Below are 22,162 nucleotides of genomic sequence, written 5' to 3' on the forward strand. Positions count from 1 at the left end.
TCAGCTCCGCAGCTGTGAGGCGGTGATCACCTGAGCGCCTTCGTCGAGGCCGGACGTGATCTCGGTTAGTTCGCCGTCGGTGGAACCGATCTTGACGTTGACCGGATGCGGCCGGCCGTTCTCCAGCACGTAGAGCGTGCGTGAGCCATCGGTGGGCGCCGCCACCTGCTGGCGGCGGTCGCCGCCGGGACGGCCCATGCGGCCGGTAAACAGGTCGCTGAGGCTCCAGGCGCGGGCGGCCTGCTGCGCCGGCCGGTAGCGGAAAGCGGTGGACGGCACGGTGAGCACGCCCTTGGCCTGCCGGGTAACGACCGAAACGGTGGCGGTCATGCCGGGCCGCAGCAGCAACTCGTTGTTGTTGACTTCCAACCGCGCATTGTAGGTGACGACGCCGTCGGTGGTGACGGAGGCGTAGGAGATGTCGCGAATCTCGGCGTCGAACGGCCGCTCCGGAAAGGCATCGACGGTGAAGCGCGCATGCTGGCCTGATTTGACAGCGCCGATATCGGCCTCGTCGACCGCCGCCACCAGTTCCATGTTTCTGAGATCAGCGGCGATGATGAACAGCACCGGCGCCTGCAGCGAGGAGGCGACCGTCTGGCCGGGGTCGACCGAACGCGTCAAGACAATACCGTCGATCGGCGCGTAGATGGTGCTCTTGGCAAGGTCGGTCTGCTGCGCCTTGAGGTCGGCCTGGGCGATGGCGAGATTGGCCTCAGCACTGTCGAGCGCTGCCTTGGAACGGTCGCGTGTGGCGGTCGCCGCCTCGAGCGACTGGTCGGTGGCCATGCCGCGCTTGGTCAGTTCGGCGGCGCGCACCAGCGCCTTCTCATTCTCGGTCAGCGTTACCGTGGCGTCCTCGACATTGGCGGCTGCGGCCTTGGCCGAGGCCTCGGCGCGTTCGATCTGGACTTCGAGCTTCACCGTGTCGAGCGTCGCCAACACGTCGCCCTTCTTGACCTGCTGGTTCTCCTCGACGGAGACCGAACGGATGATGCCGGACAGCTCGCTCGATATGTCGACCTGGGTGAGCGGCTGCAGTGTGCCGGTCGCCGACACCGCGACAGTGAGGTCGGCAATTGTGGCCGGCGTGGTGGTGTAGTCAATCTTGGCGGGAGAGCCGGCATACCATTGGTAGCCGGCGAGGGCAGCGGCAACCGCGATCAGCGCCAGCAGCGCGTAAAGCCAGCCGCGGCGGCGCTTCTTGCGCACGCTGTTCTGGTCTAGCCCAAGTGCCGCCTCGATGGCGGAATCCGATTCCGTCTTTGGCAGATTGACAAGCTGGTCCACGCTGGACCCCTATGAAAGCGTAATGTCCCTATGGATGCACAGATCAGGCTTGCTGGTTCGAATATCAAATTAAATTTCGGCCATGTTCGGATTGAGGCGGAAGGTTTTCCAAGATGCAGACGCGCAATTACTTGCTCTACGATGTGTTTACGACGGAACGGCTGGCTGGCAATCCGCTGGCTGTCGTGCTGGACAGCAAGGGGCTGGATACGCCAGCCATGCAGGCCATTGCGCGCGAGTTCAACCTGTCCGAATCCGTCTTCGTGCTGCCGCCGGACAATCCAAAACATCGCAACCGCATCCGCATTTTCACACCCGACTATGAAATGCCGTTTGCCGGCCACCCGACCGTCGGCGCGGCGATTGCGCTGGCCGAACTGGCAGGCGAGGGCGAAGCCGGCATCTTCGTGCTGGAGGAGAATATCGGCCCGGTGCGCTGCGCCGTCAGCCGGCACGATGGCGCCACCTTTGCCGAGTTCGATCTGGCGAAGCTGCCGGAACCGCTAGAGCTCGATGCCGATCCGCAAGCGATTGGCGCAGCCCTTGGCCTGGCGCCGCATGAAATCGGCTTTGAGAATCACCTGGTGTCGTTCTGGTCCGCCGGCGTGCCTTACGTCACCATCCCGGTCGCGAATCTCGAGGCGGCGGGCCGGATCAAGCTGGACAACCAGGCCTGGTCGGAACTGGCGCCGCGCAAGAGCGAATGGGCTTTCGCCAGCCCGTATGTCTACTGCCGCCAGACGGTGAACCACGACAGCGCCTTCCACGTCCGCATGATCGTGCCGGGCACGCCGTCCTACGAAGATCCGGCGACCGGTTCGGCGGCAGCGGCCTTTGCCGGCGCCATCATGCATTTCGACGCGCCAACCGACGGTATTTCGCAGCTATGGATCGAGCAGGGGCTGGAGATGGGCCGGCCATCGCGCATCCGCCTCGAACTCACTGTCGAGGCCGGAAAACTGGCCTCTGCGCGCATTGGCGGCCATGCCATCAAGGTGGCGGAAGGCAGACTGTTCGTGTGAGCGCTGCGGCAGTTCAGCGATTTGTCGGGAAATGATTCCGGCAGGGCTGGACAGGACCGGTGTCGGCGGCTATATGCCCGCCAACGCCGGTTTTACCGGTCGAGTGGGTGCGTAGCTCAGTTGGTAGAGCAGCTGACTCTTAATCAGCGGGTCCACAGTTCAATCCTGTGCGCACCCACCAAATTTTCAAGAAAATTGGTGGAAAAGACCCTGGAACGAGGGAAATGAAACGACTCACCTCAAGGTGAGCCGTTCGCGTCTGGTTCAAAGACCGCGATTGCCGCGCCGAAAAACGCGGCGCAGAAATCTGCCGAACCGAAAAGCAATCCCGCCATCCGCGCTCTGACGTCCGTCGGCTTCGACGCTGGCTTTTCTTCCGGAGAAATCGCTGACCAGCCACCAGAAAAATACCAGAAAGACAACAAGGATAGCGGTGTCGAGCGGTCCGTAGGTTGTGTATCCGCTACGCCGATACACACCAGCAAGAACGGCGGCGATAGCTATAGCAGCAGCAAGCGGACGGAGCTTCATCATCCTGCAACTCTACTGAAGAGTTTTCAGGAATAAAAGATACTTCCTACCAACGCGGTCCCATAAGCCGCTCTGGTCTACTTCTCCGACACACCAGCCTCAGCGAAACTCGCCATGCTGGTGTGGCATTCCAGCGCCGAGCGGACGATGTTGACGGCGAGGCAGGCGCCGGAGCCTTCGCCGAGCCGCATGCCGAGGTCGAGCAGGGGCGGCAGGCCGAGCGCCTCGAGCAAGCGGCGGTGGCCGGATTCGGCCGAGACATGGGCGGCGATGGTGTGGGCGAGGCCAGACGGGTGCAGCCTTGCCAGGGGTGCTGCGGCAGCGGTGCAGACGAAACCGTCGAGCAATACCGGCACATTGCTGCGGCGCGCGGCAAGCGTGGCGCCAAAAATGGCGGCGAGTTCGCGCCCGCCAAGGGCGGCGGCGATCTTCAGCGGATCGGACAGCGCATCGGCATGGCGCTTGAGGCCGGCTTCGATGGCGGTGACCTTGCGCTTCAAGCCGGCATCATCGACGCCGGTGCCGCGCCCGGTCCATTTTTCAGCACCGCCGCCGAACAGGGCCGTCGAAATGGCGGCCGCCGGCGTGGTGTTGCCGATGCCCATTTCGCCGAAGCAGACGAGGTCTAGGTCTTTCGTCACCGCGTGATAGCCGGCCGAGACAGCGGCGAGGAAGGCCTTTTCGTCCATTGCTGCTGTCTGCGTGAAGTCGCCAGTCGGATGGTCGAGATCGAGCGGGATGACGTCGAGTTCCGCGCCGGCGATGCGGGCAAGCTGGTTGATGGCGGCGCCGCCGCCGGCGAAATTCGCCACCATCTGCACGGTCACTTCCGAGGGGAAGGCCGATACGCCTTGTGCTGTCACGCCATGGTTGCCGGCGAAGACGAAGACTTTTACGCGATCGAGCTTCGGCATGTCGCGGTCCTGCCAGCGCGCCAGCCAGGCGGCAATGGTTTCGAGCCGGCCAAGGCTGCCTTGCGGCTTGGTCAGTGTGTCCTGGCGGCGGGCGACGGCATTGGCCGCGCTATCGCTGCCGGTGGGCAGGTCGAGACAGGCGGCGCGCAATTCATCAAGCGATTTGAAGGGCATGGGGGAACGATCTCCAGAAGTGATTCAGGTGAGGGAAACGGAAGCGACGAGCAGAACAGTGACCTCGCCGATTTGCTGCAGGGCGCCGATCGTATCACCGGTCTGGCCGCCGATCTGGTTGAGGCAGAGCGCGCGTAGGGCGCTGAACACCAGGGCAAGCAGGATGAGCGCGGCGAAAGCGCCGCCTAGCCCCAGCGCCAGCAGCGCAACCGCACCGAGCGCGGCGCCGAGAATAGCGGTTTGCGCTGAGACAGTGCCGGCGCCGGCAGACAGGCCGTCACTGCGCGCCGGCGGCGCCAGATGCATGAAGGCTCCGAGCAGGCCGCGCGAGGCGGCATGGGCCGCAATGAGCGCGAAGAGAACGCTGGTCGGATTGGCCAGTTGCGACAGCGCGCTCCAGCGGATGAGCAGCGACAGGCAAAGGGCTGCGGCGCCATAGGCGCCGATGCGGCTGTCGCGCATGATCTCCAGTTTTTTGTCGCGCGTCTTGCCGCCGCCAAAACCGTCGGCGACATCCGACAGTCCGTCCTCGTGCAGGCAGCCGGTGGAGAGCAGGGTTGCGGCAAGCGCAAGGGCCGCCGCCGGACCGGCGGCTAGGCCGAGCTTTACCCCGATGGCGTAGACGACGGCGCCAACCAGCGCCACCGCGAGGCCGGCGATGGGTGCCGCCCAGATCGCATCGGCAAGGCTACGGCCGCGAAAGTCGAACACAGGCAACGGTAGCCTTGTGAAGAAGACGAGGCAGAGCGCGATGTCGTCGAGGGCCTGCCGGGGCGAGGGAACTGTGCTCATCCACCCCTCGCAATGGCGTGGAAGAAGGTGCCGCTGACATGGCCGCGCCGATAGCCGGACGCGCCGAGCGGATTGCCCTGGCCGTCGGCGAGGTCGGCCAGCGGCTCGTCATTGCCGGTCGCAATCATCTGCGCATAGTGGAATTCGTGGCCGCGGATCAATGCGCCTTGCGTCCCCAGTGGACAGGCGGCGCGCAGCCGCGCCTCGCGGTAGCCGAGGTTCATCTTGCGCTTGGCGAAGCTGGTGGAATGGCCGAGCAGGCCGAGCATAGCGTGTGTCTCGCCAGCCGCATCCTCCAGCGCTTCGCCCAGTACCATGAAGCCGCCGCACTCGCCATGGACGGGCTTGGTCTCGGCAAACGTTGCCATGCCTGCGCGGAAATGCATTGCCGCGGCGAGACGGCCGGGATGAAGCTCGGGATAGCCGCCAGGCAGCCAGCAGACATCGCAGTCCTGCGCCGGTGCTTCGTCGGCGAGCGGCGAGAACGGCACGATCTCCGCGCCCGCCTTGCGCCAGTGCGCGGCGACATGCGGATAGAGGAAGGTGAAGGCGGCGTCTTCAGCAAGCGCAATGCGCTGGCCGGGCGGCGGCAAGGCGTCGCCGAAACTGCCTTGTGCTGGCGAAAACGGCGCGGCCAGCGCCATGATGGCATCGAGGTCGAGGGATTTTTCGACCATGTCGGCGAGACGGTCGAGATGTGCCATCAGATCGTCGTACTCGCCGGCCTGGACGAGACCGAGATGGCGTTCCGGCAGGTTGAGCGAGGGATCGCGCAATATGCTGCCGACGACTGGCAGGCCAAGCGCTTCGATGGCCTCGCTGCACAGCTTGCGGTGGCGCTCGCTGCCGAGACGGTTGAGCACGACGCCGGCCATGCGCACATCGGGGTCGTAAGTGGCGAAACCCTTGGCGACGGCCGCCGCCGTCGTCGACTGGCCGGAGACGTCGAGCACCAGCAGCACCGGCAGATGGTAGAGCCGCGCCAGATCGGCGGCCGAGCCGGTGCGGCCTTGCCCGGCAGGGATGCCATCGAACAGGCCCATGGCGCTTTCGAGGAAAATGAAGTCGGCGTCCTCGGTGGCGTTGCCGGCCAGGGCATTGAGCAGGTCGGGCGACATCGCCCAGCTGTCGAGGTTGACGCCGGAGCGGCCGGTCGCAGCGGTGTGAAAACCGGGATCGATATAGTCGGGGCCGGATTTGGCGCCACGCACCTTGATGCCGCGCCGGGCCAGCGCGCGCAGTATGCCGATGGTGACGCTGGTCTTGCCGGAGCCGGAACGCGGCGCGCCGATAATGATGGCGCGGGTCATTGATCGCCCGCCAGTGCCGCGCGCATGGCGACGATGCCGCCGACGACAATGAGCGCAGGCGAGGCGAGCCCCGCCGCGGCGGCCGCTTCGGAAATAGTGGCGAGCGTGGCGACGACTGTCCGCTCCTGCGGCGTCGTCGCCGAAACGATAACCGCCGCCGGTGTCGATGGCGCCAGCCCGCCTTCGAGCAGCGACGCGGCGATGGTGGGCAGGTTGGCCATGCCCATGTAGATGACCACCGGCTGGCCAGTGCGGGCGATTGCCGCCCAGTCGAGATCGTCATCGGTGCCGGCGGCGTGTCCGGTCGCCAAGATCACCGCCTTGTTGATGCCGCGCATGGTGGCGGGAATGCCGGTGGCGGCCAGCGCGCTTAAACCCGATGTCAGGCCGGGCAGGACGCGGAACGGGATGTTTTCCCGCACCAGCGCCAATGCCTCTTCGCCGCCACGGCCGAAAATATAGGGATCGCCGCCCTTCAGCCTGATGACGCGGCGGCCGTCGCGCGCCAGCCGCACCAGCAGAGCGGTGATGTCGTCCTGCTTCATCGACGGTTTGCCGCCGCGTTTTCCCGCAAAGAACAGTTCGGCATTTTCGGCAACGGCGACGACGTCAGGCGAGACCAGCGCGTCGTAGACCACAGCATCGGCCTCGGCCAATGCCGCCAGCACTTCCAGCGTCAGGCAGCCGGGATCGCCGGGCCCGGCGCCAGCCAGCCAGACATGGCCGGGCTCAAGCGCACGCGGCTTGAAGTTCAGGCGGGACAAAGCCTGTTCGAGCGTGGGGTTTTCGCTTTTGCCGCTCACAATCCGTCCCGTCCGCGAAAACGCCGCTGGTAGTTGGCGTCGTATAATGAACTCTCGCCAAAACCTTCCGCTGCCAGCGAGCGGCCGACGAAGATGATCGCCGTGCGCTCCATCGGATCGGCGGCGAGCTGTGCCTCGATGGTGGCCAACGTGCCGGTCAGCACGCGCTCGTCCGGCCATGAGGCGCGAAAGACGATCGCCACCGGGCAATCGCCGCCATAATGCGGCATCAATTCGGCGACGACGCGGTCGATGGCGTGGATGGCGAGATGAATGGCCAGCGTAGCGCCGGTGCGGCCGAAGCCGGCCAGCGTTTCGCCCGGCGGCATTTTGGAAGCTCGGCCGGAGACGCGAGTCAGCACCAGGCTTTGCGCGACTTCGGGAATGGTGAGTTCGCGGCGAAGCGCTGCCGCAGCGGCGGCGAAGGAGGGAACGCCCGGCGTCAGCGTGTAAGGGATGCCGTGCTTTTCCAGCCGGCGGATCTGCTCGGCAACCGCGCTCCACACCGACAGGTCGCCGGAATGGAGGCGGGCGACATCGTGGCCGGCCTTGTGGGCTTCGACATATTCAGCCTCGATCTCGTCAAGCGACATCGGCGCCGTATCGATCAGTTTTGTGCCAGGCCCGCAGTGCTGCAGCAATTCGGGCGCGACGATCGAGCCGGCATGCAGGCAAACCGGGCAGCTTGCCAGCAGCCGCGCACCGCGCAGGGTGATCAGGTCGGCGGCCCCGGGACCGGCGCCTATAAAATGAACGGTCATGGCGCATCTCCGCTGATGGCGATGGCGCAGGTGACAGGGCCGAGCACTGTGCGGGGGCCGAGCAGCTTTGCACCGGCGCCGGCGACGGCAAGGGCGGATGCCTCGGAGACGGATGGCGTGCCGGCGAGTTCTTGCGAGAGATCGGATTTGCTGAGCATCCCCGACGGGACGGACTGAAGCGCTGCGTCATCGACGATGATGACCGGAAGGTTGAGCGCGCGGCCAGCGGCAGAGATCGCTTTTTCATCCTTCTTGAGCGCGGCAGTGGCCAGTGCGGACAGCGCCGTCATCGCCAGCCCATGCGCTTCGAGCGCGGTTTCGATGGCCGCCAGAACGTCTTCAACGCTCACGCCCTTCCGGCTGCCGATGCCCGCGACCATCATGGCTTTACCCAGCTCCATTGGGTGACCGGCATGGCCGGGCGCCAGGCCTGCATCGAACCGACCGGCGAAGCCCGCGCGATGGCGACGCGGGTGAGATCGCCGCCGCGCTTGGTGTGTTGGGCAAGCAGCATCGTTTCCATCTCCAGCGTCACCGCATTGGCGACCAGACGTCCGCCGGACCGCAACGCCTTGATGGCGGCGTTCAAGACGCCTGAAACACTGCCGCCGCCGCCGATGAAGATCGCGTCCGGCGTGGCCAGCCCGGTAAGCGCCTTGGGTGCCGACCCTTCCGCCACCACGAGACCGGGAACGCCGCAATGCGCCGCGTTGCGGGCGATGCGGGCGGCGCGGTCGCTGTTGGCCTCGATGGCGATGGCGCGCATCGAGGGGTGAGCGAGCATCCATTCGACGCCGATGGAGCCGGAGCCGGCGCCGATGTCCCACAGCAATTCGCCACGCCTCGGCGCCAACGCTGCAAGCGTGATGGCGCGGATGTCGTGCTTGGTGATCTGGCCGTCATGCTCGAACAGATGGTCGGCGCGGCCAACGGTCAGCGGCAGGATGCGGGCTTCCGGTGTCGATTCAAGTTCGAGCGCCAGCACGTTGAGCGGATTGATATCTCTAAGATCGAAGGCATCGGCGCGAGCCGAGCGTTGCTTCTCGTTCGGTCCGCCCAGTGCTTCCAAAACGGTCAGCCGCGAGGCGCCGAAATCGAGCTCGGTGAGGAGGCGCGCGATTGCTGCTGGGGCGTCGCCGTCCGATGTCAGCGCCAGGATGCGGGTCTTGGGCTGCAGCAGCGGCCGGATCAGGTCGAGCGGTCTTCCATGCAGCGAGATGGTCTCGATGTCCTGCAGTGCCCAGCCGAGCCGCGCAGCGGCCAGCGAAATCGCCGACGGAGTGGGGATGACCTGCATCTGCTCCGGCTTGACCTTGCGGGCCAGCGTAGCGCCGACGCCATGGAAGAACGGATCACCGGAGGCGAGCACGCAGACGCGCCGGCCGGTCAGCGCCAGCACATCCGCCATGCCGGCATCGAAGGGCACCGGCCAGGAGCGCTGCTCACCCTTGGCGAGCGAAGCGACCAGCGCCAGATGCCGCTTGCCGCCGAAGACGAATTCCGCCCCGGCGATCAGCCGCTTGGCCTGGTCGCCGAGACCCGCTAAACCGTCCTCGCCGATGCCGACGATGGTGAGCCATTTGGCGTCGCGCTGACCCTTAGCAGGCATGATGACCCACCGCATTCTGATCCTTGGCGGCACCAGCGAAGCCCGGCACCTGGCAGGAAAACTCGCCGCGCGCGCCGATCTGTCGCTCACTCTGTCGCTGGCCGGTCGCACCGAAAGCCCGGTCGCGCAAGGGGTGCCGGTGCGCAGTGGCGGATTTGGCGGCGCCGAGGGGCTGGCCGCCTATCTCAGGGAGACGCGCACCGATCTTCTGATCGACGCCACGCATCCCTATGCCGCGCAAATCTCCGCCAATGCGGCGCGAGCCGCGCACCTGACCGGAGTACCGATCCTGGCGCTGCGCCGTCCCGGCTGGGAGCCTGTCGACGGCGACCGCTGGATGATGGTGGATACGGTTGGCGATGCCGTGCAAGGGCTTGGAGAGGCGTCGCGCCGGGCCTTCCTGGCGCTCGGTCGGCAAGAGGTTGCGGCCTTCGAGGTGGCGCCCCAGCACCATTATCTCATCCGCAGCGTCGATCCGGTCGAGCCGAAACTGGCGGTGCCGGATGCGGCTTACCTGCTGGCACGCGGGCCGTTCCGCGAGGCGGATGAACGCGCGCTGCTCGAAAGCCATCGCATCGATGTCGTCGTGTCGAAGAACAGCGGCGGCGAGGCGACCTGTGGCAAGATCGCTGCAGCGCGAGCGCTCGGCATCGAGGTGGTCATGGTTCGCAGGCCGTCCCTGCCGGACGTGCGCTGCGCCGAAACCGTCGATGAACTCGCCGCGCTGGCCGATCATTTGCTCGACCCTGTAGCGGAGCGCGGCGTGTAGACCAGCGCCGGCTTGTCGCCGCGCTTGATGATCCGGGTTTCCGGCGAGCCGATGATGATGCAGGTCGCCATGTCGGCCTTTTCGGCTTCGACATCGGCCAGCAGAAACACCTCGATGCGCTCGTCCGGTCGGCCGGCGGCGCGGCCGAAAATCACCGGCGTGGTGCCCGGCAGAATGGCGGTAAGGCATTCGAAGGCGCGGCCGAGCTGCCAGGGGCGCGCCTTGCTGATCGGGTTGTAGAGCGCGATGACGAAGCCAGCGCCGGCGGCCGCCAACAGGCGCAGTTCGATCAGGTCCCACGGCTTCAGATTGTCGGACAGCGAGATGGCGCAAAAATCATGGCCAAGTGGGGCGCCGATGCGGGCGGCGACCGCCAGCATGGCGGTGATGCCGGGCACCACAGTGACATCGACCGCGCGCCATTCGGCCGGACCGGCCTCGATCGCCTCGCAAACGGCGGCCGCCATGGCGAACACGCCGGGATCGCCACCGGAGACAACGGCAACGTCATGGCCCTCGGCGGCTTTTGTCAGCGCGTCCTTCGAGCGGGCGAGTTCCTCGCGATTGTCGGAGGCGACGCGGGTCTGGTCCGCGCGCAATTCCAGCCGGTCGAGATAGGGCTTGTAGCCAAAGAAGAATTTTGCTTGCGCCACGGCGCGGCTGGCTTCCGGCGTCACCTGATCGGCATTGCCAGGTCCGAGGCCGATGACTGTCAGACGGCCGCTCATGGCTTGGCTCCGGGACGGCCGGACCAGCCGGCAACCAGCACGATGGCGAAATACGGCGCCTTGTCGTCGAGCTTGTCGGCGAGCCGCATGGAGACGCTGCCGGCCATGGTGCCGCGCTCGACATAGACGGCGCGGGTGAGCTTGCCTGTCGCTTCCAGCGCCCGCCTGATCTTGGGCAGGTTGCGGCCGACCTTCATGATGACGGCGGCATCGGTGTCGGCCAGCCGGCGTGTCAGTTCGAACTCGCTCATCGTGCCGGGCAGTACCGTCAGCACATCGTCGCCCTGGACGATCGGCACACCGGTCTGCGACCAGCAGCCCGACATGGCGGTGACGCCGGGGATGACTTCGGTCGGGAAGCGATGGGCTAAGCGCACATGCAGGTGCATGTAGGAGCCATAGAACAGCGGATCGCCTTCGGACAGCACGGCGACCATGCGGCCGGCTTCGAGGTGTTCAGCGACTTGCTCGGCCGACTCTTCGTAGAAATCCGTGATCTGCGAGCGGTAGTCGTCGTGATCCTTGTCGATCTCGGTGGTGACGGGATAGAGCAGCGGCAGTTCCAGCATGTCCGGCCGGAAGCGCGCCTCGACGATGGCACGGGCATTGCTGTTGTTGCCGCGCTTGGCGAAATAGGCCACGACGTCGGCCTCGGCCAGGACGCGGGCGGCCTTCAGCGTCAGCAGTTCGGGATCGCCGGGACCGGTGCCGACGCCGACGAGCCGGCCTTTTGGAAGCGCGTTCACAGGCCGGGCCTCGCCAGCGAATTGAGGGCGGCTGCGGTCATGGCGCTGCCGCCGAGACGGCCGCGCACGATGGCGTAGGGCACGCCGTAGGAATTCTCGGCCAGCGCATCCTTGGATTCGGCAGCACCTACGAAGCCGACCGGCATGCCGATGATTGCAGCAGGCTTCGGCGCGCCATCGCGCAGCTTTTCCAGGAGGTAGAAGAGCGCCGTCGGCGCATTGCCGATGGCGACTACGGAACCGGCCATGCGCTCACCCCACAAGTCGATCGCGGCGGCCGAGCGGGTGTTGCCGATCTCCCTGGCAATGTCGTGCGTGCGCGGGTCGCGCAGCGTGCAGATCACCTCGTTGCCTGCCGGCAGCCGGGCGCGGGTGACGCCATGCGAGACCATTTCGGCATCGCAGAAGATCGGCGCACCGGCCGCCAAGGCGGTGCGGGCGGCGGCGACGAAATCGCTGGAGAAGACAAAATGGCTTGATGCTTCGACCTGGCCGCAGGCATGGATCATGCGGATCGCGACATCGGCTTCCGCCTCGGAGAAGCGCGACAGGTCGGCCTCGGCGCGGATGATGGCGAAGGAGCGCTCGTAGATCGCGTTGCCGTCATGAATATAGTCGTAGGCGGCCATGCTCATTTCCGTTTTTCAGTTTGGGCCTGTCGGTAAGCCTCGGCGATTGTCGCCGGCCCAAGCCTTGTCAGGCAGTGGGCGGCGGTTTCGCCTTGATATCGTGCGCTGTGGACCATCGCGGCGACGCGACTGACGCCGCGCGCGGCGTCATAGCCCGGCCTGTAGCCCGCAGGAAGGGCCTTTGCCGTCGCGTTCACGACAAGTCCGGCTCCGTTTTCGCCGCCGACGATTGTTAGCGCGGCTGGGCCGGGATGCGCGCAGCCCTTGGCGCAACCGGAAATGTGCAGGGTGAAGTCGAGACTATCGGCGTTTTCGGCGGCGATTGTCTCGGCGATGTCGCGGGTGGCGATGCGGCCGGAGGCGCAGGCCGGGGTGCCGGGGCAGGCGGCGATGCGGGTGCGCGGATCGGAGGGGGAGGTGACGAAGCCGAGGGCGGCGGCGGTGGCCTGGAGGGGGTGGTTTGCGGCGGCGGGCTGGCCGAGGAAGAACAGGGCACGGCCGGGGGCGAGGCGGATTTCGGTGGCGCCGAGGGTGAGGGCGTGTTGGGTGAGGGCAATGAGCTTGTCGGCCGGCATGCTGCCATAGGGGAGGGCTATGCCGAGGGCGGTGGTGTCGTTGGCGAGGTTAAACGTTCCGATAGGTGGGAGTTCCTTCGCGCCCCCCTCTGTCCTGCCGGACATCTCCCCCACAAGGGGGGAGATTAGCAGCTTCGCTGCCGGCTCTTCACTATCGACGTTGAAAATTGGCGAAACCGGCGATGACGGCACAATCTCCCCCCTTGTGGGGGAGATGTCCGGCAGGACAGAGGGGGGCGCGACAGAACGCCAACCGGCGAGAGAGGCCAAATGCCGCTCCGACAGATCCCTCGCATGCGCCTCACGCCCTTTCTCGGCAACCATGCGAAGCACCGCAACGGCGATATGGCGCGCTGCATCCTCGTTGACGGTTGCGAGCGGCCTCACGCTCTGGCTGTCACCCGCAACAGATACAGCCCACAGGACGCCAGCGTCGGCTCGCACCGCCTTCAGCCTGACATCCGCCGTCACCGCATCCATCGTCAGCTGCCCGCCGCTGTCGACAACCACCGAAACCTTCGGCCCCAGCCTTGGCGTGAGCCCAGCTTCTTCAACCGCCGCCCCGATCCGCTCAGCCAGAGCCCGCGGATCGGCGATCTCCTGCGGATCAATACCGGCCAGTGGCCCGGTCTCGACCTGCACGCCGGTGCGCACGGCAATGCCCAGCGCATCGACCTCCGCTGCCAGCAGCGCAGCACTGTCCGCCGTCAGCCCGCGTATCTGCAAACTACCGCGCGCGGTGACTTCCATGATGCCGTTGCCGTGCTTTAAGGCGGATTCAGCGAGTCCGATCAGAAGCTTCGGCGACAATCCTCCAGCGACCGGGTTGAGCCGCACCAGCAGGCCGTCGCCGGTCTCCATCGGCGCCGACAGGGCCGGACAAGCGCCGCGCCTTGAAAAGGCGTTCATGCCGCGACCCCTAGCGCCTCGGCCTCGGCGATCAGCGCGGCAAGATCGTCGTCGATCGAATTGCGCAAGGGATGCCAGAGCCCGCGCCGGCGCGCCGACAGGAAGCGCTCGGCGATGACTTTCGCGGCGGCCGGGTTTTCGCGCAGGATGAAGGCGCGAACCAGGGGATCGCCGACATAGGCATCGTGCACGGCCTCGATCAGTGCGCCTGAAATGGCGTGGGTGGTTTCGGCAAAGCCGATGAGACGGTCGACCGTTTCGGCGAATTCGGAGGCGCCGCGCGGGCCGTGCCGCATCTGGCCGGCGATGAAACGGGCATTGACGGCGCGGGCGCGCACCACCCGCGATACTGCCTCGCCGACCGATCGCGGTTTTGGCTTTTGCGGGTCCGTGGTGTCGAGCACGATGACGTCGGCGTTTCTGCCCAGTGCTGCAAGTGCGGCCGAAAAGCCGCCGATGAAAGCGACATCGGCAGAGCCTTCGAGGATATCGCGGCCGGGATCGTCGCCGGTGTGGACCAGAAGATCGGCCTCGGCGATGCGGGTCTCGAACGCGCCGGGCGAGGCAGTGCCTTCGCCCTCGGCGCCGCCATAAGCATGCGATGTCGCATCGAGATAGGCGCGGCCGATCTCTTCGCGCGCACCCCAGTCGCCGCTCGACAAAAGATCCTCGACGCCGGCCCCATAAGTGCCGGGCGAGGTGCCGAAGATGCGCGGGCTGATCCTGCCATCGGCGCGGGTCCGGGCCGCGAGCGGGTTTTCCGAATCGTCTTCGTCGCGGGCCGCGACCGCGTTGGCGGCGGCGTCGATCAGCGCGATCTGGGTTGGGAACATGTCGCGGAACAGGCCTGAAATGCGCCAGGTGACATCGACGCGCGGCCGGCTGAGGGTGGCCGGCGGCAGCACCTCGATGCCGGTGATGCGGCCGGTGGCAGAATCCCATTGCGGCCGGCAGCCCATCAGCGCCAGGCCTTGCGCGATTTCCTCGCCGCCGGTGCGCAGCGAGGCCGAGCCCCAGAGATCGATGACCAGCGAGCGCGGCCAGTCGCCATGCGATTGCATGTAGCCGCGTACCACTTCTTCCGCCGCAGCTTTGCCGAGATCATAGGCGGTCGGCGTCGGCATGGTGCGCGGGTCGGAGGTGAAGAGGTTGCGGCCGGTGGGCAGCACGTCGGCGCGGCCGCGTGCGGGCGCGCCGGCCGGACCGGCCTTGACATGGCGACCATCGAGCGCGGCGAGCAGCGATGCCTTTTCGGCCTCGGCGCTTTGCAGCCGCATTGCGTCGGGTTCGTCCTCGGGCGCGCGGCCATAGATGTGCAGGCCATCTTTGATGGCGAAGTCCTTGAGGTCGCAGAGCCAGGCATCGATGCGGCGCAGCGCTTCGTCGGGTGCGTCGGTTTTGGCTACGCCTGCTTCGGAGGCAAGGCCAGTCTTCTGCGCCGTGTCGACGATCAGCTTGGCCAGACGATCGCGACGGCGGCGGTCGAGGCCGTCGGCCTGGGCGTACTCGTCGACCAGCCGCTCGAGTTTGTGCTGCTCTTCGTCCAGGCCGGCGCCGGTCAGCGGCGGCGGCAGATGGCCGAGTGTGACGGCGGCAATGCGGCGCTTGGCCTGTGCCGCCTCGCCGGGGTTTGAGACGATGAAGGGATAGATGACGGGCAAGGAGCCGGTTACGATTTCGGGAAAGCAGGCTTGCGACAGCGCCACCGTTTTGCCGGGCAGCCATTCCAGCGTGCCGTGGGCGCCGACATGGATGAGGGCGTGGATGCCGAGGGATTTGCGCAGCCACAGGCCGAAGGCGATCAGGTCGTGGCGCGGCGGGAGTGTCGGGTCGTGGTAGTCGGCGCGGCGGTCGGCCGAGCGGCCACGGTCGGGGGCGAGGGCGACGGTGACGTTGCCGAAGGTGGCGGCGCGGAAGAGGAATTGTTTTTGGCCAACGTGCCGCGAAGGCCGGCGTTCTGTCGCGCCCCCCTCTGTCCTGCCGGACATCTCCCCCACGTGGGGGGAGATTGAGCCGTCATCGGCGCTTTCGCCAATCTCAACCGTCGCAGGAGGAAATCCGGCGGCTGAGCTGCTAATCTCCCCACCTGTGGGGGAGATGTCCGGCAGGACAGAGGGGGGCGCCTCGCGCAAACCTGCCTCTTCGGCCTTTCCCCAAGCGGCTTCTACTTTCGCAATTGCCTCAACCGGCAGGTCCTTCAAGAAGTCCTGGTAGTCTGTGAGTCCCAGCCCATCACTGCTGCGCTCCAACGCATCCAGCAGTGCACGCGGCGTTTGTGGAATCCCTTCAACACCGTAGCCCTGATCCTTCAGGTCATGCAGCATGGCCAGCACGCTCGACGGCACATCGAGGCCTACGGCATAGCCGGTGCGGCCGGGCGCACTCGGATAGTCCGGGATCAGGATCGCCAGCTTGCGCTCCGCGCGAGCCGTCTCCTGCAAACGGATAAAGGCCGCTACCCTATCCGCCACTTGCGCCACGCGATCCGGTTCCGGCCGGTTGGCGAAGGCGCGGTGGCCGAGTGCGGGGTCGGTCTCGCTTTCGCCCTTGAAGGAAATCGCGCCGGCGAGGATGCGGCCGTCGAGTTCGGGCAGCACGACATGCATGGCAAGGTCGGCGGGTGCCAGGCCGCGCTGGTTCTTGTCCCAGACGTCGCGGCGGGTGGTGGCGACGATGACCTGGAAGACCGGCACGCCGGCGCGGTCGAACAGGGTTTCGACACCGGGTTCGGCGCCGGAAGCGAAGGCGGTGGCGGTGATGATGGCGGCGGGGTTCAGGGAGGCCAGCGCGGTTTCCACGAAGGCGAAGGAGGTCGGGTCTTTCAGGCTGGAGACGAAGATGGGAGCCGGGCGCATGCCGCGCTGGCGGAGTGCTTCGAAAAGGGCGTCGATTGGGGCGACATCGGCAGCCAGCAGCATCGAACGGTAGAAGAGGATGGGGATGATGGGGGCGTTGATGTAGGTGTTGTCGGCGTCGCGTTCCCGCCCACCCCCCTCTGTCCTGCCGGACATCTCCCCCGCAAGGGGGGAGATTGAGCTCTCACGGATGTTTTCGCCAATCGCAAACGTTGCAGAGATCTTCAAAGGAGCAGGAAGGGGGCCGGCATTTGTGACGGCCGATCTCCCCCCTTGCGGGGGAGATGTCCGGTAGGACAGAGGGGGGTGTGAAGGAACGCCGACATCGCCAAAATCCAACTTGCCCACGACGCCGCGCCCCGGCTCATAAAACCCGGCCTTCGGAACGCTCACCGGCTCAGCCGCCGCAACATCTGCCCCGGCCAACCCAGCCAGCCGCTGCATCAGCGTCGTCATATTCTCTGGCCCGCCCTCGCGGAAATACCCGAGCAAGCCGTCCAGTTCCGCGCGCGGCAGCGTCGAGGCTTCGATCAGCCTGAGATCCTCGTCGTGGCTTTCGCCGGGCAGCAGCGCCAGTTTGATGCCGTGCGCGCGGGCAGTCGCGGCCAGCTGGTCACAGCCGTAGCGCCACCAGTCGTAGCCGCCGAGGATGCGCACCAAAATCACCTTGGCGTGGCGGGCGACGCTGTCGACCCAGAGGTCGACGGACATGGGATGGCGCAGGTCGCGTAGCGCCGCCAGCCGCATCGAGGGCAGGCGGGCGGCATCAGCCTTCCATGCTGCAGCCAGTCCGGCGAGGTCGCTGTCGGTGAAGGACAGGGCCACGATATCCGCTGGCGTCTGCCTGAGATCGACAGGCTCGGCGAGATCGTCGAGCGAAGCGGATGTGGTGGTGAGGATGTGCATCGTGGTTCGTGTTTTGCCTCAGCCAGCGAGTATACGCTCGATCGCCGGGCGGTTCAGTCCCTTCAGTCCGATGACGACCAGGCGCGAGCGGCGGTCGTCCCCGGCCGTCCAGGCGCGGTCATAGTAATGGTTGACGCGCGGGCCGACGGCCTGCAGCAAAAGCCGCATCGGCTTGCCACCGACATCGACGAAGCCCTTCACACGCAACACATTCTCTTCTTCGGCGACGGTGGCGACGCGCTTCGCCAGTTCGTCCGGATTGGCGATCGAGGGGATGTCGACGATGAAGGTGTCGAAGTCGTCGTGCTCGTGGTCGAAGGCGCCGTCATGATGCGACTTGCGGTTCTCGATGTCGTCCTCGACGGCGAGGCCGAGGCCGAGCAGAACGGAAGGATCGACCTTGCCATGCGCCGTCGGCACGATCTTCACGGCGCGGGCTGAGTGCTCATTGATGATGGCATTGGCGCGGGCCGAACCGGCTGAATCCATCAGGTCGCTTTTCGACAGGATGATCAGGTCGGCGCAGGCGATCTGGTCCTCGAAGACTTCTTCGACGGGATCGTCGTGGTCGAGCGTCTCGTCCTGAGCGCGCTGTGCCTGCAAGGCGTCCATGTCGTTGGCGACGCGGCCTTCGGCCAGCGCCGGCCCGTCGACCACGGCGATAACGCCATCGACGGTCACCCGGCTTTTCACGCTCGGCCACTGGAACGCCTGGACCAGCGGCTTGGGCAGCGCGAGGCCCGAGGTCTCGATCAGGATGTGGTCGACCCTGGGCGTCAGGGCCAGGATCTTGTCGAGAGCGGGTACGAAATCGTCGGCGACTGTGCAGCAGATGCAGCCATTGGCCAGTTCGACGATGTTTTCCTCGGGGCAGGTGTCGATGCCGCAGCCTTTCAGGATTTCCCCGTCAATGCCGATGTCGCCGAACTCGTTGACGATGATGGCAATGCGCTTGCCGCCGGCGTTTTCCAGGAGATGGCGGACCAGCGTCGTCTTGCCGGCGCCGAGGAAGCCGGTGACGACGGTGCAGGGTACACGGGATACAGATGCAGTCATGGTCAGTCCTTCAGCATGTCGAGGGGCGGGATGCGGGCAACGAGGCCGCGCTTGAGGCTATCGGGGCGGCCGCGCCAGGGAATGAGGCCGTCGGTCGAGGTGGCGAAGAGTTTGGCGCCGGTGACGAGATCGGCGCCGCTGGTTGGGGTCAGGTCGCCGAAGACATAGCTCCAGCAGCCATCGCGCAGGATCGCGGCGCTCAGACGGCGCTTGCAATTGCCGAGACATTCGGCGGTGCGGACCCGGATATCGCCGGCAGCGGCGCGGCGCGTGTCCTCAGCCAGCAATTCGCCGGCGCGCGGATGGGCGTCGGAGCCCGTTTCATCGCGGCACGAGGCGCAGACGATGACGGTCACGCCGGCCAGGACGTCGTTATCCCCGGACGCATTGTCCGCTGTGCCAGCCGAAAAACTGCTGTTCTGGTCCAAAAACCGGGCTCCTTGCCCGGAAACCCGCCGGGCGATCGGATTCTTTCTTCAGACGGCAGGTCTCCTGGCTCGCGAGTCATCGCCTTGGTTAGCCGCCTTCCCGGTGTCACCCAGTGGCATTCGGCCTTGGCTCTTCGCTTACAGTTGCGGGGACAGCCGCGGATTTGGGATTTTTTCCCGCACCGCATTCCCTCTTGGCCCTTGCCGTTGCGGGCAGGGGACCGTCTGGAGCGGATTTAGGCGGTTCGGGTAGGGGAAGTCAACGCACGGCTACGACATGGCAATGTCGGCCAAAGGCTGTCCCAAATCGCCGGCCGGCATCACTTCGATGCGTTCGAGGCCAAGCCAGCCCTGCATCTGCTTCAATTCCTCGAAGAGTTGAGCGGCGGTCTCAGGCGGGGCGCCGGGCTCGGCATAGGCGGCATGGACGCGCAGCACACTGGCGGGGCGGTCGGCCTTGAGGTCAACGCGCCCCACGATCCGGTCGCCGAGCAGGAAGGGCAGGACGTAGTAGCCATACTGACGCTTGTCGGCCGGAGTGTAGATCTCGATGCGGTAATGGAAATCGAACAGCCGCTCGCTGCGCGACCGCTCGAAGACGACGGGATCGAACGGCGCCAGCAGGGCGCGGGCTTCGATTTTTCGCGGAAGACGGGCGTCCTTATGGAGGTAAGCCGGCTTGTCCCAGCCTTCGACGCGCACCGGCAAAAGCTCGCCCGACTCGACCAGTTCCTCCAGCCGGCCCTTCATGTCGGCCGGCGACAGGCGGAAATAGTCGCGCAAGTCACCTGACGTCGCGATGCCATGGGCGCGGGCGGAAATGCGCAGCAATTCGCGGTGCGCGTCCTCGGCGGCCGGCACCGGCAGATCGAGGATCGCCTGCGGCAGCACGCGCTCGGGCAGGTCGTAGAAGCGCTCGAAGCCGCGCCGGTGCGCCGTGGTGATGCGGCCGGCCCAGAACAGCCATTCGAAGGCATGCTTGGCGTGGCTCCAGCCCCACCAGCCGCCCGAGCCCTTCTGGCCTTCCAGCGCGGAAGCGGCGATCGGGCCACGCTCGGCCACTGCGCGGTAGATCTCCTCGATATAGGCGGCGTGCTCGCGGCCCCATTTGGCGAGGCCCAGATACATCTCATCGCCGCTCTCGGCGCGCTGCATGCGCCAGCGCATCAGCGGCCAGGTCTCGACGGGCAGGAAGGAGGCCTCATGCGCCCAGTATTCGAACACGGTGCGCTTGCGGGTGACGGCGGCATTGTCGAGCAAAGCGAACGGGTAGGGACCAAGGCGGGAGTAGAGCGGCATATAGTGAGCGCGCACCACGGCGCTGACGGAATCGATCTGCAGCAGGCCGGTGCGCGAAAGCACCCGGGCGAAGTGGCGGCGGTCCGGTGTGCCGCCCGGCCGCGGGTCGGTAAAACCCTGCGCGCCAAGGGCGATCCGCCTGGCCATGGCGAGCGATATTTTGTCCTTCATCAAGATGCCTTTGCCCTGGTCCTGTTGCCGTATTTTTAGCCGGTGATTCCGGCGATGCTAGCAGGCTTGTGGCGGGAGACATGTCAGGAGACAAAAGTGGAGTAAAATGTGAAGGAAATCAAACAGGAGCGGATCGGACCAGTTTTTCCCGACCTGCCGTCCAGCACTGCGTTTTGAACAAGGTTTGACTTGCTTCGCCGAAAGCCCTGCGCTAACCCTCGCCGCGTTGCAGCATAGGCACCTAAAACGGTTCAGCGGTTAAACTGTCACGCTTCCGCATTAGGATTGGTTGCTGTAATCAAAGTGGATTGGCCGCCAACGGAAAGCCGCAGCATGAACGCATTGCTCAGTTCGTACCTGCCCATCGTTCTCTTCATCGCCGTGGCGGCGGTCGTCGGCCTGGCGCTTATCATCGCGCCGTTCCTGGTGGCTTACCGCAATCCCGATCCGGAAAAGCTTTCCGCCTATGAGTGCGGCTTCAACTCTTTCGACGATGCCCGCATGAAATTCGACATCCGCTTCTATCTGGTGTCGATCCTGTTCATCATCTTCGATCTGGAAGTGGCCTTCCTGTTTCCCTGGGCGGTGTCGTTCTCGAAGATCGGCATGCTCGGTTTCTGGTCGATGATGGTGTTTTTGGCGGTGCTGACCATCGGCTTTGCCTATGAATGGAAAAAAGGAGCGCTGGAATGGGATTGAACGACAGTTCCGGTACGCTCGTCGCGCCTAAGCCCAAGGGCCTGATCGACCCCAATACCGGTCGTCCGGTCGGTTCTGACGATCCGTTCTTCCTCGAGATCAACAACGAACTCGCCGACAAGGGCTTTCTGGTCACCTCGACCGAGGCGCTGATCACCTGGGCACGCAGCGGTTCGCTGATGTTCATGACCTTCGGTCTGGCCTGCTGCGCCGTCGAGATGATCCACACCTCGATGCCGCGCTACGATTCGGAGCGTTTCGGTGTTGCGCCGCGTGCGTCTCCGCGCCAGTCCGACATCATGATCGTCGCCGGAACGCTGACCAACAAGATGGCGCCGGCTTTGCGCAAGGTCTACGACCAGATGCCGGAGCCGCGCTACGTCATCTCGATGGGCTCGTGCGCCAATGGCGGCGGCTATTACCACTATTCCTATTCGGTGGTGCGCGGCTGCGACCGCATCGTGCCGGTCGACATCTATGTGCCCGGCTGCCCGCCGAGCGCCGAAGCGCTGCTCTACGGCATTCTTCTGTTGCAGAAGAAAATCCGCCGCACCGGCACGATCGAACGGTAGACCCATGGCTGCATCCCTGAGCGAACTGTCGACCTATCTCGGCGAAAAGCTGCCGGGCCGTGTCAAAGACGCCGTGCTGGCCTATGGCGAGCTCGGCATTTCCGTCGAACCCGGCGACCTGATCGACGTGGCGACCTTCCTGCGCGACGATGCGGGCTGCCAGTTCATCTCGATCATCGATGTCTGCGGCGCTGACTATCCGTCGCGGGCCAAGCGCTTCGACGTCGTCTATCATCTGTTGTCGCCGAAGCGGAATTTGCGCATCCGCATCAAGGTGCAGGCCGACGAAGAGACGCTGGTGCCGTCGCTCACCGCTGTTTATCCCGGCGCCGACTGGTTCGAGCGCGAAACCTACGATCTCTATGGCGTGCTGTTCTCAGGTCATCCCGACCTGCGCCGCATCCTCACCGATTACGGTTTCGAGGGCCACCCGCTGCGCAAGGACTTCCCGCTGACCGGTTTCGTCGAAGTCCGCTACGACGACGAAGCCAAGCGCGTCATCTACGAGCCGGTCGAGCTCAAGCAGGAATTCCGCAATTTCGATTTTCTCTCGCCATGGGAAGGGACGGATTACGTCCTGCCGGGCGATGAAAAAGCCAAGACGAATTGAGGCG

Annotated in this window: 22 protein-coding genes, 1 tRNA gene and 1 riboswitch; of the genes, 6 read left to right on the forward strand and 17 right to left on the reverse strand. The window is 65.7% G+C overall.

Annotation, left to right across the window (positions count from 1 at the left end; all coding sequences use genetic code 11):
• Nucleotides 1-1,290 carry an efflux RND transporter periplasmic adaptor subunit gene (locus tag AC1D1B_RS21080; protein ID WP_477334353.1) on the reverse strand — a complete coding sequence of 430 codons (1,290 nt, stop codon included), beginning with the start codon at nucleotides 1,288-1,290 and terminating at the stop codon, nucleotides 1-3.
• 113 nt (nucleotides 1,291-1,403) lie between these two features.
• Between AC1D1B_RS21080 and AC1D1B_RS21085 the strand changes: the two genes are divergently transcribed.
• Nucleotides 1,404-2,312: a PhzF family phenazine biosynthesis protein gene (locus AC1D1B_RS21085; protein ID WP_477334354.1), complete on the forward strand. Its 909-nt coding sequence runs from the start codon at nucleotides 1,404-1,406 to the stop codon at nucleotides 2,310-2,312.
• A 105-nt stretch (nucleotides 2,313-2,417) separates the two neighbouring features.
• Nucleotides 2,418-2,493, forward strand: a tRNA-Lys gene (locus tag AC1D1B_RS21090).
• A gap of 83 nt (nucleotides 2,494-2,576) precedes the next feature.
• Here the strand turns inward: AC1D1B_RS21090 and AC1D1B_RS21095 are convergent.
• The 8 genes from AC1D1B_RS21095 to cbiE form a co-directional block, all read right to left on the reverse strand.
• Nucleotides 2,577-2,846 (reverse strand): hypothetical protein, encoded by a 270-nt coding sequence (locus AC1D1B_RS21095; protein ID WP_477261564.1) that lies wholly within the window; start codon nucleotides 2,844-2,846, stop codon nucleotides 2,577-2,579.
• 74 nt (nucleotides 2,847-2,920) lie between these two features.
• Nucleotides 2,921-3,931: a nicotinate-nucleotide--dimethylbenzimidazole phosphoribosyltransferase gene (gene cobT / locus AC1D1B_RS21100; RefSeq protein ID WP_477334355.1), complete on the reverse strand. Its 1,011-nt coding sequence runs from the start codon at nucleotides 3,929-3,931 to the stop codon at nucleotides 2,921-2,923.
• Between the two features lie 24 nt (nucleotides 3,932-3,955).
• Nucleotides 3,956-4,723, reverse strand: a complete 768-nt coding sequence (gene cobS / locus AC1D1B_RS21105; protein WP_477334356.1) for an adenosylcobinamide-GDP ribazoletransferase — start codon at nucleotides 4,721-4,723, stop codon at nucleotides 3,956-3,958.
• Nucleotides 4,720-6,033: a cobyrinate a,c-diamide synthase gene (locus AC1D1B_RS21110; RefSeq protein WP_477334357.1), complete on the reverse strand. Its 1,314-nt coding sequence runs from the start codon at nucleotides 6,031-6,033 to the stop codon at nucleotides 4,720-4,722. Before AC1D1B_RS21110 ends, cobS begins: the two co-directional genes overlap by 4 nt.
• Nucleotides 6,030-6,836, reverse strand: coding sequence for a uroporphyrinogen-III C-methyltransferase (gene cobA, locus AC1D1B_RS21115; protein ID WP_477334358.1), 807 nt, complete (start codon nucleotides 6,834-6,836; stop codon nucleotides 6,030-6,032). The genes AC1D1B_RS21110 and cobA overlap by 4 nt, the downstream gene beginning before the upstream one ends.
• Nucleotides 6,833-7,597 (reverse strand): precorrin-4 C(11)-methyltransferase, encoded by a 765-nt coding sequence (gene cobM, locus AC1D1B_RS21120; protein WP_477334359.1) that lies wholly within the window; start codon nucleotides 7,595-7,597, stop codon nucleotides 6,833-6,835. Before cobM ends, cobA begins: the two co-directional genes overlap by 4 nt.
• Entirely contained in the window at nucleotides 7,594-7,980 is a 387-nt protein-coding gene (locus AC1D1B_RS21125) for a cobalamin biosynthesis protein (RefSeq protein ID WP_477334360.1), read from the reverse strand. The genes cobM and AC1D1B_RS21125 overlap by 4 nt, the downstream gene beginning before the upstream one ends.
• Nucleotides 7,977-9,206: a precorrin-6y C5,15-methyltransferase (decarboxylating) subunit CbiE gene (gene cbiE / locus AC1D1B_RS21130; RefSeq protein ID WP_477334361.1), complete on the reverse strand. Its 1,230-nt coding sequence runs from the start codon at nucleotides 9,204-9,206 to the stop codon at nucleotides 7,977-7,979. Before cbiE ends, AC1D1B_RS21125 begins: the two co-directional genes overlap by 4 nt.
• 1 nt (nucleotide 9,207) lies before the next feature.
• Here cbiE and AC1D1B_RS21135 point away from each other — a divergent pair, with 1 nt between their 5' ends.
• Entirely contained in the window at nucleotides 9,208-9,975 is a 768-nt protein-coding gene (locus AC1D1B_RS21135) for a cobalt-precorrin-6A reductase (RefSeq protein WP_477334362.1), read from the forward strand.
• Here the strand turns inward: AC1D1B_RS21135 and AC1D1B_RS21140 are convergent.
• The 8 genes from AC1D1B_RS21140 to AC1D1B_RS21175 form a co-directional block, all read right to left on the reverse strand.
• On the reverse strand, nucleotides 9,939-10,703 hold the full coding sequence (locus AC1D1B_RS21140) for a precorrin-3B C(17)-methyltransferase (RefSeq protein ID WP_477334363.1): 765 nt from the start codon (nucleotides 10,701-10,703) through the stop codon (nucleotides 9,939-9,941). The genes AC1D1B_RS21135 and AC1D1B_RS21140 overlap by 37 nt on opposite strands.
• A complete protein-coding gene (locus AC1D1B_RS21145) occupies nucleotides 10,700-11,449 on the reverse strand; it encodes a precorrin-2 C(20)-methyltransferase (protein ID WP_477334364.1) in 750 nt (249 codons plus the stop codon). The genes AC1D1B_RS21140 and AC1D1B_RS21145 overlap by 4 nt, the downstream gene beginning before the upstream one ends.
• Nucleotides 11,446-12,078 (reverse strand): precorrin-8X methylmutase, encoded by a 633-nt coding sequence (locus AC1D1B_RS21150; protein ID WP_477334365.1) that lies wholly within the window; start codon nucleotides 12,076-12,078, stop codon nucleotides 11,446-11,448. The genes AC1D1B_RS21145 and AC1D1B_RS21150 overlap by 4 nt, the downstream gene beginning before the upstream one ends.
• Nucleotides 12,079-12,080: 2 nt before the next feature.
• Nucleotides 12,081-13,562: a precorrin-3B synthase gene (gene cobG / locus AC1D1B_RS21155; protein WP_477334366.1), complete on the reverse strand. Its 1,482-nt coding sequence runs from the start codon at nucleotides 13,560-13,562 to the stop codon at nucleotides 12,081-12,083.
• Nucleotides 13,559-17,323, reverse strand: coding sequence for a cobaltochelatase subunit CobN (locus tag AC1D1B_RS21160; RefSeq protein ID WP_477334367.1), 3,765 nt, complete (start codon nucleotides 17,321-17,323; stop codon nucleotides 13,559-13,561). Before AC1D1B_RS21160 ends, cobG begins: the two co-directional genes overlap by 4 nt.
• Nucleotides 17,324-17,341: 18 nt before the next feature.
• The gene (gene cobW / locus AC1D1B_RS21165) at nucleotides 17,342-18,379 is read right to left on the reverse strand and encodes a cobalamin biosynthesis protein CobW (protein WP_477334368.1); all 1,038 of its coding nucleotides are present in this window, start codon (nucleotides 18,377-18,379) and stop codon (nucleotides 17,342-17,344) included.
• Nucleotides 18,380-18,381: 2 nt separating this feature from the next.
• Nucleotides 18,382-18,807 carry a DUF1636 family protein gene (locus AC1D1B_RS21170; protein WP_477334369.1) on the reverse strand — a complete coding sequence of 142 codons (426 nt, stop codon included), beginning with the start codon at nucleotides 18,805-18,807 and terminating at the stop codon, nucleotides 18,382-18,384.
• Nucleotides 18,808-18,844: 37 nt separating this feature from the next.
• Nucleotides 18,845-19,048, reverse strand: a riboswitch (cobalamin riboswitch).
• Between the two features lie 29 nt (nucleotides 19,049-19,077).
• Nucleotides 19,078-20,277, reverse strand: a complete 1,200-nt coding sequence (locus AC1D1B_RS21175) for a winged helix-turn-helix domain-containing protein (RefSeq protein ID WP_477334370.1) — start codon at nucleotides 20,275-20,277, stop codon at nucleotides 19,078-19,080.
• Nucleotides 20,278-20,610: 333 nt separating this feature from the next.
• On the opposite strand from AC1D1B_RS21175, the gene AC1D1B_RS21180 reads away from it, so the two are divergent.
• The 3 genes from AC1D1B_RS21180 to AC1D1B_RS21190 are packed head-to-tail and all read left to right on the forward strand — an operon-like array spanning nucleotide 20,611 to nucleotide 22,158.
• Nucleotides 20,611-20,976 (forward strand): NADH-quinone oxidoreductase subunit A, encoded by a 366-nt coding sequence (locus AC1D1B_RS21180; RefSeq protein WP_112394699.1) that lies wholly within the window; start codon nucleotides 20,611-20,613, stop codon nucleotides 20,974-20,976.
• On the forward strand, nucleotides 20,967-21,548 hold the full coding sequence (locus AC1D1B_RS21185) for a NuoB/complex I 20 kDa subunit family protein (RefSeq protein WP_023670824.1): 582 nt from the start codon (nucleotides 20,967-20,969) through the stop codon (nucleotides 21,546-21,548). The genes AC1D1B_RS21180 and AC1D1B_RS21185 overlap by 10 nt, the downstream gene beginning before the upstream one ends.
• A 4-nt stretch (nucleotides 21,549-21,552) precedes the next feature.
• A complete protein-coding gene (locus tag AC1D1B_RS21190) occupies nucleotides 21,553-22,158 on the forward strand; it encodes an NADH-quinone oxidoreductase subunit C (RefSeq protein ID WP_477334371.1) in 606 nt (201 codons plus the stop codon).
• Nucleotides 22,159-22,162: the final 4 nt, after the last annotated feature.

The sequence above is a fragment of the Mesorhizobium sp. P2_C5_2 genome (genome assembly GCF_056404535.1).